This is a genomic window from Pseudomonas siliginis, assembly GCF_024072275.1.
Taxonomy (GTDB): domain Bacteria; phylum Pseudomonadota; class Gammaproteobacteria; order Pseudomonadales; family Pseudomonadaceae; genus Aquipseudomonas; species Aquipseudomonas siliginis.
Genome location: NZ_CP099598.1, coordinates 1,854,578 through 1,869,847 on the forward strand (window position 1 = coordinate 1,854,578; position 15,270 = coordinate 1,869,847).

General features: G+C 59.7%; 13 protein-coding genes. 3 read left to right on the top strand and 10 right to left on the bottom strand.

Annotated elements, in window-relative coordinates:
• Positions 1-18: 18 nt before the first annotated feature.
• From NF676_RS08785 to NF676_RS08805, 5 genes are all read right to left on the bottom strand, one after another.
• Entirely contained in the window at positions 19-1,008 is a 990-nt protein-coding gene (locus NF676_RS08785) for an ABC transporter ATP-binding protein (protein ID WP_073472631.1), read from the bottom strand.
• The gene (locus NF676_RS08790; RefSeq protein ID WP_016773742.1) at positions 1,005-1,805 is read right to left on the bottom strand and encodes an ABC transporter permease; all 801 of its coding nucleotides are present in this window, start codon (positions 1,803-1,805) and stop codon (positions 1,005-1,007) included. The genes NF676_RS08785 and NF676_RS08790 overlap by 4 nt, the downstream gene beginning before the upstream one ends.
• On the bottom strand, positions 1,792-2,628 hold the full coding sequence (locus tag NF676_RS08795; RefSeq protein WP_162245414.1) for an ABC transporter permease: 837 nt from the start codon (positions 2,626-2,628) through the stop codon (positions 1,792-1,794). Before NF676_RS08795 ends, NF676_RS08790 begins: the two co-directional genes overlap by 14 nt.
• 5 nt (positions 2,629-2,633) lie before the next feature.
• Entirely contained in the window at positions 2,634-3,440 is an 807-nt protein-coding gene (locus tag NF676_RS08800) for an alkaline phosphatase family protein (RefSeq protein WP_252869047.1), read from the bottom strand.
• A gap of 181 nt (positions 3,441-3,621) precedes the next feature.
• Entirely contained in the window at positions 3,622-4,689 is a 1,068-nt protein-coding gene (locus NF676_RS08805) for an ABC transporter substrate-binding protein (RefSeq protein WP_150638735.1), read from the bottom strand.
• A 349-nt stretch (positions 4,690-5,038) separates the two neighbouring features.
• Here NF676_RS08805 and phnR point away from each other — a divergent pair, with 349 nt between their 5' ends.
• Entirely contained in the window at positions 5,039-5,752 is a 714-nt protein-coding gene (gene phnR / locus NF676_RS08810) for a phosphonate utilization transcriptional regulator PhnR (protein ID WP_236169468.1), read from the top strand.
• A 528-nt stretch (positions 5,753-6,280) separates the two neighbouring features.
• On the opposite strand, the gene NF676_RS08815 is transcribed toward phnR, so the two are convergent.
• A complete protein-coding gene (locus NF676_RS08815; protein ID WP_041479306.1) occupies positions 6,281-7,615 on the bottom strand; it encodes an amidohydrolase in 1,335 nt (444 codons plus the stop codon).
• A gap of 304 nt (positions 7,616-7,919) precedes the next feature.
• Between NF676_RS08815 and NF676_RS08820 the strand changes: the two genes are divergently transcribed.
• A complete protein-coding gene (locus tag NF676_RS08820) occupies positions 7,920-9,830 on the top strand; it encodes a pyocin-S2/colicin E7-DNase domain-containing protein (protein ID WP_252887540.1) in 1,911 nt (636 codons plus the stop codon).
• Entirely contained in the window at positions 9,830-10,084 is a 255-nt protein-coding gene (locus NF676_RS08825) for a bacteriocin immunity protein (protein WP_076566779.1), read from the top strand. The genes NF676_RS08820 and NF676_RS08825 overlap by 1 nt, the downstream gene beginning before the upstream one ends.
• Before the next feature lie 47 nt (positions 10,085-10,131).
• Here the strand turns inward: NF676_RS08825 and NF676_RS08830 are convergent, their stop codons facing one another.
• The 4 genes from NF676_RS08830 to NF676_RS08845 form a co-directional block, all read right to left on the bottom strand.
• Entirely contained in the window at positions 10,132-12,288 is a 2,157-nt protein-coding gene (locus NF676_RS08830) for a mechanosensitive ion channel family protein (protein ID WP_041479310.1), read from the bottom strand.
• A gap of 74 nt (positions 12,289-12,362) precedes the next feature.
• A complete protein-coding gene (locus NF676_RS08835; protein WP_016773747.1) occupies positions 12,363-12,539 on the bottom strand; it encodes a hypothetical protein in 177 nt (58 codons plus the stop codon).
• Positions 12,540-12,731: 192 nt separating this feature from the next.
• Positions 12,732-14,021 carry a M18 family aminopeptidase gene (locus tag NF676_RS08840; RefSeq protein ID WP_016773748.1) on the bottom strand — a complete coding sequence of 430 codons (1,290 nt, stop codon included), beginning with the start codon at positions 14,019-14,021 and terminating at the stop codon, positions 12,732-12,734.
• 78 nt (positions 14,022-14,099) lie between these two features.
• The gene (locus NF676_RS08845; RefSeq protein ID WP_252887541.1) at positions 14,100-15,194 is read right to left on the bottom strand and encodes a hypothetical protein; all 1,095 of its coding nucleotides are present in this window, start codon (positions 15,192-15,194) and stop codon (positions 14,100-14,102) included.
• Positions 15,195-15,270: the final 76 nt, after the last annotated feature.

Below are 15,270 nucleotides of genomic sequence, written 5' to 3' on the forward strand. Positions count from 1 at the left end.
TCAACGTCAGCAAAGTCATCAGGCTACCTCACACAGGGCCGTCGGATCGATGGAAAGTGCCAGGCGTTGTCCGTCGGGATGCAGATCGGCGGCGGAGCGGTTGAGTACGTCGACCACCAGTTCCACCCCGCGCGCTTCGACGCGATAGCGAATGACGTTGCCGAGCAGGCTGTGGCTGCGGATCTGCGCGTCGAGTTCGCCGTCAAGGCTCAGTTCGATGGCTTCCGGGCGGATGGCGATGCGATGGTTGACCGGCCGTTGCAACAGCTTCGAGGCGGCATCTGCGTCGAGCAGGTTGTAGTTGCCGATGAAGCCGGCGGCGAATACATCGACCGGAGCGGTGTAGAGGGTTTCGGCGTCGCCGCTCTGGACGATCTTTCCCTGGTTCATCAGGAAAATCCGGTCCGACATGGTCAGCGCTTCTTCCTGATCGTGGGTGACGAAGATCGTGGTCAGGCCGAGTTCGCGCTGGATCTGACGAATCTGTTCGCGCAGGTGTTTGCGAATCCGTGCGTCGAGCGCCGACAGCGGCTCATCCAGCAGCAACAAGCGCGGGCGGGTCACCAGCGACCGGGCGAGGGCGACACGCTGGCACTGCCCACCTGACAGTTGATGCGGATAGCGGCTGGCGAAGTCGTGCAGTTCAACCAGTTTCAACACTTCAGAGACGCGCTTGTGGCTGTCATCGGCGTTGACCTTTTGCATGCGCAGGCCGAAGGCGACGTTCTGTTCGACGGTCATGTTGGGGAATAGCGCGTAGCTTTGAAAGACCATACCGATGCCACGTTTCTGTGGGCTCAACGGCACGAGGTCGACACCGTCGAGGAGGATCTTGCCGCCATCCACCGGGGTCAGGCCGGCGATGCAACGCAGCAAAGTCGACTTGCCGCAACCGGACGGGCCGAGCAGGGTGACGAACTCGCCTTTGTTGATTTCGCAATCGATGTCGCTGAACACCGTGGTGCCGGCATAACTTTTCTGCAGGTGTTGGACGCTGACGTAGCTCATTCGCTTTTGTCCTTGTTCAAGATGTTGGCGATCCAGGTCAGGACCAGCACGAAAAAGAAATACGAAATGACCAGCGCACTGGTGAAGTGACCGCTGCTGTTGCGCATGTTGTTCAGGTACACCTGCAAGGTTTCGTAGCGGGTGCCGACGAGAATGTTGGCGAACACGAACTCACCGAAGAGGAACGAGAAAGACAGTAGCAGCGCCACCATCAGGCCTTTGCGCAAGTTCGGCAGCACCACCAGAAACGCCGCTTGAAAGGTGCTGGCGCCGAGCAGTTGCGCGGCGTCCATCAGGTCGCGCAGGTTGATCGCTTGCAGGTTGTTGGTGATCGCGCGGTACATGAACGGCAGCGCTACGGTGAAGTAGCAGCCGATCAGAATCCACGGTGTGCCGACCATCGCCATCGGCCCGGAACCGTAGAGCTGCAGCAGCCCCACCGAGGACACCACCGGCGGCACCGCGAAGGGCAGCAGGATGAGGATGTTCATCAGCGCATCGAGTTTCGGAAAGTAGTAATGCACGACAAACAGCAGCGGCAGGATCAGCACCACCGATAACACCAGCGCGCCGACACAGACGATCAGCGACTGCCCGAATGCGTGGAGAAAGCGCGGATCGCTCCATAGCTGGATGTACCACTTGAAGGTGAAGCCGCTCGGCAGAATGGTCGCCGACCAGCTGCTGGCGATCGAGTAGACCAGCGTGCCCAGCAGCGGCAACAACAGGATGGCGAACAGCAGATAGACCACGACGCGGTGGTAGAGGCCGGCCGGGCCGGATTCAGCGCGAGACATGGTAGCTCCTCTTCAACAGCAATTGATGCACGACGGTGACGATGGTCATCAGCGCCACGAGCACCACGGCCAGGGCGCTGGCCAGGTTCGGGTCAAGGGAAATGTCGCCGGAGACCATTGCCGCAATACGGATCGGCAGAACGTTGAAGTTGCCGGTGGTCAGCGCATAAACCGTGGCGTAGGCGCCGAGGGCGTTGGCCAGCAGGATCACGAACGTGCCGAGCAACGCCGGGGTCAACACCGGCAGGCCGATGTGCCGCCAGAACTGCCAGCCGTTGGCGCCGAGCAGTGCGGCGGACTCGCGCCAGTCTTCACGCAGAGCGTCGAAAGCCGGATAGAGCAGCAGCACGCCGAGGGGAATCTGGAAATAGGTGTAGAGGATGATCAGGCCGGTTTTCGAATACAGGTTGAAGTCCTGGATGATCCCCGACTGCTTGAGCATGATGGTGATGCTGCCGTTGAACCCGAGCAGGATGATGAAGGCGAACGCCAGCGGCACGCCGGCAAAATTGCTGGTCATGTTGGCGAAGGCATTCACGAAGTTGCGCAGCTTCGAATCGACGCGGCGTAGCGAATACGCACCAAGCACGGCGATGATGATGCCGAATACGCTCGACCAGAAACTGATCTCCAGGCTGTACTGGATTGCCTGCCGATAGAACTTCGAACCGAAGATCTTGCTGAAATTGGCCAGGCCCCACCCGGACTCTTCCGATTGCAGGCTGTTGATCATCACCCAGACCAGCGGGGCGATTTCGAAGACGATAAAGAACAGCGCGAAAGGCACCAGACACAGCGCCGCGAGCCATTTGCCGCGAGTCATGGCATTCACTTGAGCAGCTCCCGGCACACAGGTTTGTCGTGGGGCACGCCGAGCAGCTCGCAAACCGTGCCACAGAGCTCGGTCTGCTTCGGTGTGACATCAGGGTTGAGGCTGAACGCCTCGCCGAGGACGAACAGCGGCACCTGACGTTCTTCCGCCAGCAGGCCGTTGTGCGAGCGATCGTTGTTCATGCCGTGGTCGGCGGTCACCAGCACCTGATAACCAGCGTCGAGCCAGGTCTGCAGATAGTCGGCGAGGATGACGTCAGCCGAGCGCGCGCTGTTGCGGTATTGCGCGCTGTCGAGGCCGTGCTTGTGCCCGGCGTCGTCGATGTTCATCGGGTGGATCAGGAGGAAATCCGGCGCATGACGCAGGCGCAGGTTCTCCGCGTCGGCGAACAGGTGCGAATCCGGATAATGGTCGTTCCAGTAGAAATGGCCGTGCTGGATCGGCAATGTCGGATCGTCGGTGTGGCGGTCGCGCGCAGCCACGAACGGTGAGCGGTTATACAACTCGCTGACCCAGTGATACGCCGCAGCGGCGGTTTTCAATCCGGCATCACGGGCGTAGTGATAGATGCTGCGCTGGTTGGACAAGCGCGAGACATTGTTGTGGACGATGCCGCTGTCGATCGGCGGCACGCCGGTGAGGATACATTCGTAAAGCGGTCGGGACAGGGCGGGCAATTCGCACTCCAGTTGATAGAGCGCCGCGCGTCCTGCGCCAACATAAGCCTGCAGATGCCCCATGGCGTGACACGCAACCTCGTAGTTGAGGCCGTCGAGCACGACAAGGATGACGTTGTGCTTCATAGGGGCGAGAACTCCGCGAAATTCAGATATTCCGAAATCAACCCGATCCCCTGTGGGAGCGAACCCGCTCGCGAATGCAATACATCATTCAACAGTGATGTCGACTGACGCGCCGCCTTCGCGAGCAGGCTCGCTCCCACATTCGGATCTTCAGCGGATCCCGAACAGGGGGATCACAGGATTACTTCATCTCTACGATGACTTCTTCGTTCCACTGCTGCGGCAGGGCTTTGGAGGTCTTTTCCCACGCGTCGGCGTCCTTGACTGGCGTAACGTTTTTGTACTGCTCGTTCGGCAGCAGTTTGGCTTTCACGTCTTCCGGCAGTTGCAGGTGTTCGGCGCGGATCGGCCGGGCGTTGCCGCGGGCGAGGTTGGTCTGGCCGGCGTCGCTGAAGATGTATTCGCGCGTCAGCTTGGCGGCATTGGGGTTTTTCGCGTACTTGTTGATGATCGTGGTGTAGCCGGAAATCACCGAGCCGTCGGATGGAATCAGCACTACGTAATCATCCGGGTTGGCCATCTTGGCTTTGTAGCTCAGGCCATTGAAGTCCCAGACCACGCCGACTTCAATCTCGCCTTTTTCCATGGTGGCGATGGTCGGGTTGGCCATCGACAGACGACCCTGTTTGGCGAGGTCGGCGAACAGCAGCAAGGCAGGCTTGATGTTTTTCTCGTCACCGCCATTGGCCAGTGCGGCAGCGAGGACACCGTTGGCGGCCTGGGCAGCCGTGCTCACGTCGCCGATGGAGACTTTGTATTTACCGGTTTTCAGGTCAGCCCATTTGGTCGGCACGTCGGAGCCGTTCAGCAGCTTCTTGTTGACGATGAAGGCGATGGTGCCGGTGTAGGCCAGTGCCCAGTTGCCGTCCTTGTCCTTGGCCCAGTCCGGAATCTGATCCCAGGTGCTTGGCTTGTACGGTTGCACCACACCTTGCTTGACCGCGATCGGGCCGAAGGCGGCGCCGACGTCACCGATGTCGGCGGTGGCGTTGTCTTTTTCAGCTGCGAATTTGGCGATTTCCTGGGCCGAGCTCATGTCGGTGTCGATATGTTTCAGGCCGTATTTCTTGGCCAGGTCTTCCCAGGTGCCTTTCCAGTTGGCCCAGTCATCGGGCATGCCGACGCTGTTGACGGCGCCTTCCGCTTTCGCAGCGGCTTCTAGGGTTTTCAGATCGGTGTCGGCCGCCATGGCGGCGCTGCACATTGCAATGGTCGAGCCTAACAGTGTTGCCAGGAAAAGCTGTTTCATTCCGAAGCTCCTTGGTCGTGTTCAACGCTGCGATTGCGGTTGTGTTGGTCTAGGTCAGCAATACCTGAGCCAATTTAGGCGGGCTGGATGACATTTTGATGTCGATGGCCTTATGGCTGATCTTTTCTCCGCCCGGGATTGGCCGTTGCCAAACAAGCGTAGACCATGACGCAGGCCCGATAAGCAAGGGACTTGGCCGATGTATTGCAAGCCGTGAAAACGACCGTTGGGTAGTTTTGTCATCTGTCGGTCATCTGCACTGCCTAGGCTTGCAACACACGAAAGCGCTCTGAGCAGCGCCCGGATTTGCCCCGAAACAGTGCTGGTCTAGTCCAGATAGGTAACGTTGATGCGCGATGAGGCAACGAAAGCGGTGACAGCGATTGGCCAGGTGCTGCAGGAGCAGATCGATCATGGTTTGTTGGGGGCCGGGAGCAAGTTGCCCGCTGAACGCAAGCTCAGCGAGTTGTTCGGGACGACGCGGATCACTGTGCGTGAAGCGCTGTTGCAATTGGAGGCGCAAGGGCAGATTTATCGTGAGGAGCGGCGCGGCTGGTTCGTGTCGCCGCCGCGTCTGGCGTACAACCTGATGCAGCGCAGTCATTTTCACGCGATGGTCAGTGCGCAGGGGCGTGAGCCGTCGACCGAGGTGATTTCGGCGCGGTTGCAGCCGGCGTCGGCGGCGGTGTGTGCGTGGTTGCAGCTGCCGGCGTTGTCGAGCGTGATCCAGATTTGCCGCTCGCGGCGGATTGATGGCCGACTGGTGTTGTATGTCGAGCACTACCTGAATCCGCAGTTTTTTCCGGGGATTCTTGAGTTTGATTTGAATCAGTCGATCACTGAGTTGTATGCGCGGCATTTCGATTTGCACTATGGGCGGGTGCGGTTTGAGATTGTGCCTACGTCTTTATCTGTCGATGCGGCGGCGGCTTTGCGGGTGTCGGTGGGGAGTCCGGGATTGAGGATTGCTCGGGTCAATTATGATCAGCATGGGCGGCTGATTGATTGTGATCTGGAGTTTTGGCGGCATGATGCGATTCACGTAGGGGTTGATGTGGTTTGATCTTTTTTGACCTTGGCGGCCTTTGGGCCGACCAGGTTTTGGGGGTTTGGGTGAATATCCGTTGCTGCGGTAACGGCTTCTTATGGTTCCGCCCTTACGGCGGGTCACTTTTTCAAACGCCAAAAAGTAACCAAAAGGCTGCGCCCTGACGTTCGGCCCGCTCGCTGGGGCTCGGGGTTCCTTCGCTGCGGGATCGATCCTGGCGCAGCGGCTCCGGTTTGCTTCGCTGCACCTACACTCGCTGTGTACGACTGCGTCGTACGGTCGCTGCGCTCCCACGCCCGGATCAATCCCTCCACTCAGCCTGCCGACGGGCTCCGAGATCAAGATCAAAAGCGGTGCTCGAGCTAACGCTCATCGTGTGTAGGAGCTGCCGAAGGCTGCGATCTTTTGTTTTTGCTTTCGCTTTTCTGTGGGAAGCGAGCCTGCTCGCGAAGGCGGCCTGTCAGCCGACCAATCTCTGTCGGATGTACTTAATCCCTGTGGGAGCGAGTCTGCTCGCGAAAGCGCCCCCACAGTCACCCCTTCCTACTTGCCCACCGCCGCATTCCCATACAGATAATCCGTCGCCAACGACGCCAATGTTCTCACCCCAACCACCAGCGCCGACTCATCCACAAAGAACCCCGGATTGTGATTCGGCGCGGCTTTGCTCATGTCCTGGTCCCGCGGGGTCACTCCAAGAAACACAAACAGTCCCGGTGCTTCCTTGGCGAAGAACGAGAAATCTTCCGCCCCACCCACCAGCGGTCCCTGCACCACATCATCCTTGGCCGCCCACTTCAATGTCGGCAGCATTTTCTCGGTCAGTGCCGGGTTGTTAATCGTCGGGTCGTATTTTTCGATGATGGTGACGTCGGCTTTGGCGCCGCCGCTTTCGGCGATTTTCTCGATGGTCTGGCGTACGTCGCTGTGCAGTTTCTGGCGGATGCCGTAGTCGTAGGAGCGGATGGTGCCGGTCATGTCGAGTGATTCGGGGATGATGTTGTAGCGGGTGCCGCCGTTGATGGTGCCGATGCTGACCACCGACGGGTAAGAGGAAATGTCGGTGCGGCGGCTGACCACGGTTTGCAGGCCGACGATGGTTTGTGCGCCGACGGTGATTGGGTCGATGCCATCCCAGGGGCGGCCGGCGTGGGTTTGTTTGCCGTGGATCTTGATGCGCAGGTCGTCGGAGCTGGCCAGGGTCGGGCCGGGGCGGTAGGCGATCTGGCCGGCGGGGACGCCGGCCCAGACGTGCAGCCCGAACACTGCGTCTGGTTTCGGCGATTTCATTACGCCTTCCTCGACCATCATCTTCGCGCCCCAGGTGTTTTTGCCGTCGGGAATGAAGTCGCTCGGGCCTTCTTCGGCGGGTTGGAAGTAGAACACCACGGTGCCGGGCAGGGTGTCGCGCATGCCCGTCAGAATTTTCGCTGCGCTGAGCAGGATTGCGGTGTGGGCGTCGTGGCCGCAGGCGTGCATGACGTCGACTTCCTTGTCGAGATACGTGCCTTTGGCTTTCGAAGCGAACGGCAAGTCGGAGACTTCCTTGACCGGCAGCGCGTCCATGTCGGCGCGCAGGGCCACGGTCGGTCCGGGCAGGGCGCCTTTGAGAATGGCGACCACGCCGGTGCGGGCGACGCCGGTTTTCACTTCCAGACCCATGGCTTGCAGCTGTTTGGCGACCAGTTCAGCGGTGCGTTTTTCGGTGTTGCCGAGCTCCGGATGAGCGTGAAGGTCGCGGCGGGTTTCCAGCAGCTCCGGTTCGAGCTTCTGCGCCTGCTCGGCGATGCGTGTGCGGGCGCTGTCCATCGTCGCGGCGCTGGCGTGGCTGGCGACCAGGGTGAGCAAAAGGGTCTGGGCAATGCGCGTCAGTTGCATGGGCTTCTCCTTGATTATTGTTGTTGGCTTCCTTGCCTGTGACAAAGGCTTTGCACGCAAGTGCGATCGGGTCCGGAAAGCGCTATGCGCTCCGACAGATTTACGTTTGAGCATAAGTTATCAGCGAAAACTCCTACCGCTTTATCAGTTTCGTCCGGCGTGACAGATAAAACGCGGGCGATAACCATGTACCGCACCGCACAACATCTATTTCCATAAATTTCTCCAGGTGCCGGTCACGTTATTGGCTGTTTGAGGGTAACGCGTCAGTGCGACAAAACTATTGTCCATGGAGGACTTATAAATGCAGCGTAATGGAATAACGCTTCCGCCGATTGTTGTGCGTCCGGATAAACAAGATGAATATTTACATTATTTAGGTGCAGGGGACGGCTCGGGACCAGGCATTAACTTTGCGCCGTTGGGTGAAATACTCGATATGGAAAGTATCTATAAAGATACTTCCAGGAATATTGCTCAGGTCATTGAAAATGAACTTGCAGAAGCGCGGGCGGCAGGTGATCAAAGTGTCTTGCCGCCTTTGGATGCGCTGGCGCGGGAGATGCAATTCAGGGATTCCCTGATCGCCAGGAAGTTTGGTGCGCTTTTGGTGGCCAAGGACGTGGCCATCGAACGTTTCGGCCACGCCCAGGTTGAAACCTTTTTCAACGGAGGCCGCTTACCGCAAGTCAATCGGCGAAGCGCCAGCGTCAGCGTACGGCAGGCTTATAGCGCTCTGTTCAACGCCAAGTTACTGGTTGAAGGCATTGGCGTGTTGAACAGCCAGTCGGCCACGGTCAAGGGCATGATTGCCGTGGTGCAAGCGCAGGAAGCCGAGCGGATCGCTCAGGAGCAGGCGCGGTTGGCGGCGGAATACGCCAGGCAGGTTGCACAGGAACAGGCCCGCGTCGCTCAGGAGCAGGCGCGGCGGCAGGCGGAGGAGTTGGCGCGGCAGGCCGCGGCCGATGAAATCAGGCGGCTCGAAGAGGAACAGGCCCGTTTGGCGGCTGAGGCACTAGAGCGCAAGCGTGCCGAGGAACAGGCAGCGCTTGAGGCTGAGGCCGAAGCACGCAGGGTTGCTGAGGAAAAGCGCCGGCAGGACACCTCCGGTGGGCACAGTAGCCTGTTGCGCTTTCAGGGCAATACCAGCCACGCCCAACTGGTATTTGCGACGTCCGCTGGTGCGGTCGCGATTGCCGACAACCTGATGGCGGGTTTTACCGCTTCGATTCGCGCGGCGGTGGCCGGTTTATCGGGGCTGGCTGCCGGCACGGCGTCCGGTCTGATGGTGGGGGTAAGTGCGTTTGTCTACTCCCCGGTGTTGGGTAATGGGGAATTGCCTGAACGCTTTCTGCTCAGCCTCCCACTGGCAGATCTGCTGCCCGGTCAACTGCCTGATCTGGACAGGCTGGCAAGCGAAAGAGCACGACTGAATCTGCCGGTACGTTTGAGCGCCCGGCCGCTGACGGGCTCTCTCGCCGAACTGCTTGTCGTTCCGGTAGCGGGGACAAAACGGCCTTCCGGCGTTCGCGTGGTTGCAGCTGATTTCAACGCGGGGAACAACACTTACAGCGCGACGCTCACTGACATCCCGCCGACAACCGCGGTCTGGACTCCCGCAGTAACGCCGGCAGACAGTTCAACGCTGTTCCCCATCGAGAATCCGTCCCCACCTCGATATATCGGCGGCAACCTCGTGCCGATTGAAGGACGGATCGACGCTCACCCAGGGCGGGGCAGCATTCGTTTCGACGACTTCATTCTGGTCTTCCCGTCGGAATCGGGCCTGCCACCGCAGTACGTCATGTTCCGGGATCGACGCAATGATCCAGGGGTGGCGAGTGGTCATGGAGCGCCGGTTGCGGGTGGATGGCTGGAGGCGGCTACGCAAGGTGAGGGGGCGGCAATTCCCTCAAAAATTGCAGATCAATTGCGAGGCAAGAATTTCAAGGATTTCAGGGCATTCAGGGAGACTTTCTGGAAAGCGGTGGCCGCTGATGCGGAACTGGCGATGTCGTTTGATCCAGGTAGTCTCAGTGCAATGAGCAAAGGCCGATCACCGTATGTGAAAGCGGGCGATCGGGTTGGTAAACGAGTGAAGTTTGAGTTGCACCACGTCTCATCGTTATCGGATGGTGGGCAGTTGTACGATATTGACAACCTGCGGTTGCTAACTCCGAAACAGCATTTGGCAGTTCATAAGGGAGGCGAGTAATGAAAAAATTAATGATCAATGAAATGTCCGAAGAGCAATTCTTGCATTTCGTACAAAAGATATACCAATCGGATTACGCGACTGAGAAGGGGCAAACCTCAGCTGTAATGGAGTTTGAACGACTGAGCGAACATCCAGCGGGTTCCGATTTAATCTACTACCCAGAATCGGGAAAAAGCGGTCCGGAAAATATTGTGGCGGAAGTCAAAAGGTGGCGGGCCGCCGAAGGAAAACCTGGTTTCAAAGCCAGATAAAACTAGCCCCCTATTGGTATTACCTGCCAATAGGGGGCCATCTCTGTTCAGCTTTCCTTTTTGATTTCCACCCCAGGCGTAATCACCTGCACACTCATCCTTGGTGTCGCCAGATCCAGCCCCGCCTCATCCAGTTGCCTTTTCAGCGACAAATTGAACGCCCGGGAAACTTCCCACTGCTTGATCGGCGCAGTCTTGAACCGTGCGCGCAAAATCGCGCTGCCGGACTCGAAACTTTCCACACCCTGAATCTCCAGCGGCGACCAAATATTGCGGCGCTGCAACGGATCGCTGCGCATCTTCTGGCCGACGTCGCGCATCAGTTTGATCGCGTCGTCGATTTCCATGTTGTATGGCACGGCGACGCGGAAGATCGCGTAGCCGAATTCCCGCGAGTAGTTCTTGATGCTTTTGATTTCGCTGAACGGGATGGTGTGGACGATGCCGTCGATATCGCGCAGGCGTACGGTGCGGATGGTCAGGCCTTCGACGGTGCCGAGGTGGCCGCCAACGTCGACGTAGTCGTCGATGGCCAGCGAGTCTTCGATGATGATGAACAGGCCGGTGATCAGGTCAGCGACGAGCGACTGCGCGCCGAAGCCGATGGCCAGACCGATCACGCCGGCACCGGCCAGCAGCGGTGTGACGTTCATGCCCATGTTCGCCAACGCGACGATCAGCGCGATGATGAAAATCGCCACGAACAGCACGTTGCGGATCAACGGCATCATCGTCTGCGCCCGTGCATTCGCCAGGCCTTTGCGCGAGCGGGTGAGGGCGTGGTGCACGGCGGTGTCGGCGAGGATCCAGATCAGCCAGGAGAAAATCAGCGTGCCGATCAGGCTGAACAGTTTGACGCTGATGTCATGGCCATCGCCTTCGGCGAACGCGATCAGCGAATGGCCCCAGACGCGCAGGCCCAGTTCGATGAAGATCAGCCACACCAGCAAATGCGTCAGGGTGTAGAAGAAGTTTTTCAGTCGCTCCGAATACAGCGCATGGCGTTTCGGCCCGCGTTGCGGTTTCAGCGAATGGCGGCGCACGAGGCCGTTGATAACCATGCACAACACCAGCAGCACCGTGCAGATCAGCGACTGGCGCAGCGCGGTGCTGGTGTCGCCGGCGGAGACAAACGTGGCGAACAGTGAGATGCCGACCAGCACCAGTGCCGGCACGTACCAGAAGGTGCCGAGGATCTCGATGGTGTCGCTGAGGGCGCGGCGGGTCAGGCGGCGTGACAGCGGTTGGTTGCGGATCAGGTGCGCGATCGGTCGGCGGAATCGCAGGATGAACAGGCCGGTCGACAGCGCAGCGAGGACATTGGCGGTGGTCGCGGCGGTGTGCGCCAGATGTACGCCCAGGCTCTCGACCAGACGCGGATCGCTCAGCGCTTCACCAAACGCGGCGAAGCTGCCGATCAGCCACAGCGGCCGAAACGCCTGATGACGCAGGATGTACAGCGCGCGATGGCGGTGCGGGCCGTCGAGCAGGGAGAAGGCGATCACGCAGATCGCCGAGAAACAGGTGCCGACCACCAAGGCATAGGCCAGCACCATCGCCAGGCTTTTGCCCAGGGAAGACGGCAGCACGTAGCTCATGTACACCGTCATTACCAACGCGATCAGCCACGGCCCGAGCTTGCGCAGGGCAAAGCGCAGCATGTCGAGGGCCTTGGGGTGTTGCGGCAGTTCTTCGGTGAGGCCGAAGCGCAGACGCACGCGGTGGCTGAGCCAGATCAGCGCGGCGGCGAGCAGGCTCCAGACCATCAGGATCACTGCGAAACCGAAGATGATCGGCAGCCATTCATTGGCCGGCAGCAGCTTGCTGGTCAGTTCGTCCTTGGCCAGATCGAATTCGTTGGACCAGCGGGTGAGCGGGCTGTCGGCGCCGGAAAACTGTTTTTCGAAGCTGGCGAGGGTGCCGCCGATCAGGCCCAGCACGCCTTCTTCCGGGGTGGCTTGAGCTTTCTTCGTAGCGTCGCGCAGCTTCTTCAGATCGCTGAGCAACTGCGCGCGTTGCTTGTCGTTTTCCAGCGACTTGATCACTTCGTCCAGTGACTGGCCAAGAGGTTCTACGGCTTCAGGCTGCGGTTTGGAAGTGTTGAGCAGGCCGGGCAGACCGACCGCTTGGGCGGGCGCCAGCGGCAGCAGCGTCATCAGGCAGACAAGCAGCAGACCGGGCAAAGCAAAAAGACGAGCGAACACCAGAAGACAACCTCGCGATAGGCGGATGCGCTGGAGTGTACGAGGCCCTTTGGCTCAATGCGAGCCGGGCGCGGTCATTCGTTGAGTTTGGCGAGGATCTTGTAGACCACCGTGGCGAGGATCATCAGCATACCGATCCACATGGCGAACACCCCGGCGTTCTTGTCGCGGAAGTTGAAGCCGATGGCCAGCAGGATCATTCCGCTGAGGATGGGAATGAGCATGGCGTGGAAGGAGGACATCGAGATCATGAAGACTGCCTTGTCTGTGGGGGATGTTTGCAGTCTAGGCGGGTTTTCGAGGCGGGGTGTGATGTGGCTCAGGAATGCATCAGGCCGGGAGGATTCTGCTGTCTGCACAGGCGATTTCGCGAGCAGGCTCGCTCCCACAGGTGAATGGCATTCCATTGTGGGAGCGAGCCTGCTCGCGAAGCTTGTCAGCCGTTACGGCAATTCACGGCTGGCATAGAACGCACTGAGCACTTTCACCAGATGCGCCAGGTCATGGCTGCCGCACAGTTCGCGAATCGAATGCATGGCGAAGGTCGGCAGGCCGATGTCGACGGTGCGCACGCCCAGATGGCTGGCGGTGATCGGGCCAATCGTCGAGCCGCAGCCCATGTCGCTGCGCACCACGAAGCTTTGCACCGGGACTTCTTCGGCCATGCACAGATGGCGGAAGAAACCGGCAGTTTCGCTATTGGTGGCGTAGCGCTGGTTGCTGTTGACCTTGATCACCGGGCCGGCGTTGAGTTTCGGGCCGTGGTTGGCGTCGTGCTTGTCTGCGTAGTTGGGATGCACGCCGTGGGCGTTATCGGCCGACACGAGCAGGGATTTCTGAATGGTGCGGACGAACTCGTCACCTTCCGGCAGCAGGCGGCGCAGGGTCTGTTCGAGCATCGGGCCGTCGGCACCGCATGCCGAGCAGGAGCCGACTTCTTCGTGGTCATTACAGACCAGCACGCAGGTTTCGTCGGTCTCGGCGGTGAGCAACGCTTGCAGGCCGGCGTAGCACGACAGCAGGTTATCCAGACGCGCACCGGCAATGAAATCACCGTTCAGGCCGATCACCGCAGCGCTTTGCGTGTCGTAAAAACTCAGCTCGTAATCCAGCACTACATCGGCGTTCAAACCGTGTTCGCGGGCCAGTTGGTCGGTGAGCACGGCGCGGAAATCGACGCGCTCGTCACCGGCGAATTGCGCCAGGATCGGCGGTAGTTCGGTCTGCGCGTTGATCGCCCAGCCCTGGTTGGCTTCACGGTTGAGGTGAATGGCCAGGTTGGGAATGATCGCGATGGGTGCCTTGAAGTCGATCAACTGACTCTCGACCTTGCCGTCACGGCGGAAGGTCACGCGGCCGGCCAGCGACAGATCGCGGTCGAACCATGGCGCCAGCAGCGCGCCGCCGTAGACTTCGACGCCCAGTTGCCAGAAGCCCTGACGTTGCAGTTCCGGTTGCGGCTTGACCCGCAGACACGGGCTGTCGGTGTGCGCGCCGACCAGACGAATACCGTCGTGCAGTGGCGAGTTGCGGCCCATTTTGATCGCGACGATCGAGGAGTCGTTACGGGTGACGTAATAGCGGCCGTTGGCCTCGGTGGACCATGGCTCGCGCTCGTCGAGGCGCACATAGCCGGCGGCCTCCAGACGCTGCACGAGGCTGGCGGTGGCGTGGAACGGGGTAGGGGAGGCCTTGAGAAAGTCGATCAGGCCCTGGTTCAACTCTGCGCGCATAAGAAACTCCAGACAGCAATGGGCGGCAGTTTAACGCATCACTCAGCGCCATTGGGCAAGTGGTTTGCGCAAGCACGCTCAGGAGTGCTGATCGATGCGCTTGCGCAGGTAGGCAATGATGGCTTGTTGATCATCCTTTCTGGCGGGTTTCGGCAGGTGCTTCGGCCAGCCCTTGCCGCTGCCGAAGAAGGCCTTTTGCGTGACGCTGTCCCAACGCAGGATTTCCCGCGACGCCGATTCCCACCATTCGTGACGGCAGATCTCGTAATACGGGTGGGCAGGTGCAGCACTGCCGAACAGCAACGCCCGGCCGACTTTCTTCATGCCGCCGCGCTTTTTGCGCAGCTTCCACTTGATGCGCAGGCGCTCCCAGGTTGAGGGAACGGGTTTGCTGCGCGGAACCTCGGAGCACAGCTCTGGCAGTTCGTGGTGGAAGGCCTCGCCGTAACGGGCGAAAAAATGTTTCTGCATGGCGTGGAAGAAGTTTTTGTCGGCGAAGTAGTGATAGATGAATTTCTTCGCTTCCTGGATCGGCTGGTCGCGCATGGCAAACGACAGTGCAATCTGTTCGATCGTATGGATGTCGAACGGGTCCTGCGTCCACTCATCGATCAGCCGGACCGATTTCTCCAGCAGCGCTGCATCGCCATCGGTGACGCCGCACAAGCCGCTGTTGTAGAGCTTGAAGCTGTTCGTCGACGAGATGCCGTGGACTTGCAGGCAGCGCGCGAGTTTTTCGTAGTCCGCCCGGTTACAGACGTAACTCCAGTCATATTCGAAGCGGTCCATCACGTAACGGCCGGGCGTGATCATGCTGAACAGCCGGTGCGGCGAACCGAGAAACAGCGTATCGGTGTCGACAAACAGGGTTTTTTCGGCGAGTGTCAGGCCCAGCGCAATGGCGCACGCTTTGCGGCGGTGGTGGTAGCCGTTCTCGCCCTGCCACTGGATCAGGGTCTGCTCGCTCAAAGGGACGGTATCGACCGGCCAGCCGGCATAGTCCTGCGGACGATCGGTCAGGACTCGGATGCACAATGATTCACCTGGCTGCAGTTGTGCCAGGGCGGTGAGGATGCTGAATTTTGCCTCGCGCCGATAAACGTCTTTGTCGCCATAGATCAGGTAGAGCAGCTGGTGCGGTACTTTTTCCAGGGGGGGGAAGGCTTCGCGCATAAGCGGCTCCATACGGCGGGGGGCGCGAGTTTACCGTATTGCTCCGCTGATTTGCAGGCCGGGCACTTGCTTCAAA

What these genes read in the sequence shown, in the direction of transcription:
- NF676_RS08790 (WP_016773742.1), bottom strand. Translation starts at nt 1,805, where the DNA reads ATGTCTCGCGCTGAATCCGGCCCGGCCGGCCTCTACCACCGCGTCGTG.
- NF676_RS08835 (WP_016773747.1), bottom strand. Translation starts at nt 12,539, where the DNA reads ATGATCTCGATGTCCTCCTTCCACGCCATGCTCATTCCCATCCTCAGC.
- NF676_RS08795 (WP_162245414.1), bottom strand. Translation starts at nt 2,628, where the DNA reads ATGACTCGCGGCAAATGGCTCGCGGCGCTGTGTCTGGTGCCTTTCGCG.
- NF676_RS08805 (WP_150638735.1), bottom strand. Translation starts at nt 4,689, where the DNA reads ATGAAACAGCTTTTCCTGGCAACACTGTTAGGCTCGACCATTGCAATG.
- NF676_RS08815 (WP_041479306.1), bottom strand. Translation starts at nt 7,615, where the DNA reads ATGCAACTGACGCGCATTGCCCAGACCCTTTTGCTCACCCTGGTCGCC.
- NF676_RS08825 (WP_076566779.1), top strand. Translation starts at nt 9,830, where the DNA reads ATGAAAAAATTAATGATCAATGAAATGTCCGAAGAGCAATTCTTGCAT.
- NF676_RS08785 (WP_073472631.1), bottom strand. Translation starts at nt 1,008, where the DNA reads ATGAGCTACGTCAGCGTCCAACACCTGCAGAAAAGTTATGCCGGCACC.
- NF676_RS08800 (WP_252869047.1), bottom strand. Translation starts at nt 3,440, where the DNA reads ATGAAGCACAACGTCATCCTTGTCGTGCTCGACGGCCTCAACTACGAG.
- NF676_RS08820 (WP_252887540.1), top strand. Translation starts at nt 7,920, where the DNA reads ATGCAGCGTAATGGAATAACGCTTCCGCCGATTGTTGTGCGTCCGGAT.
- NF676_RS08840 (WP_016773748.1), bottom strand. Translation starts at nt 14,021, where the DNA reads ATGCGCGCAGAGTTGAACCAGGGCCTGATCGACTTTCTCAAGGCCTCC.
- phnR (WP_236169468.1), top strand. Translation starts at nt 5,039, where the DNA reads ATGCGCGATGAGGCAACGAAAGCGGTGACAGCGATTGGCCAGGTGCTG.
- NF676_RS08845 (WP_252887541.1), bottom strand. Translation starts at nt 15,194, where the DNA reads ATGCGCGAAGCCTTCCCCCCCCTGGAAAAAGTACCGCACCAGCTGCTC.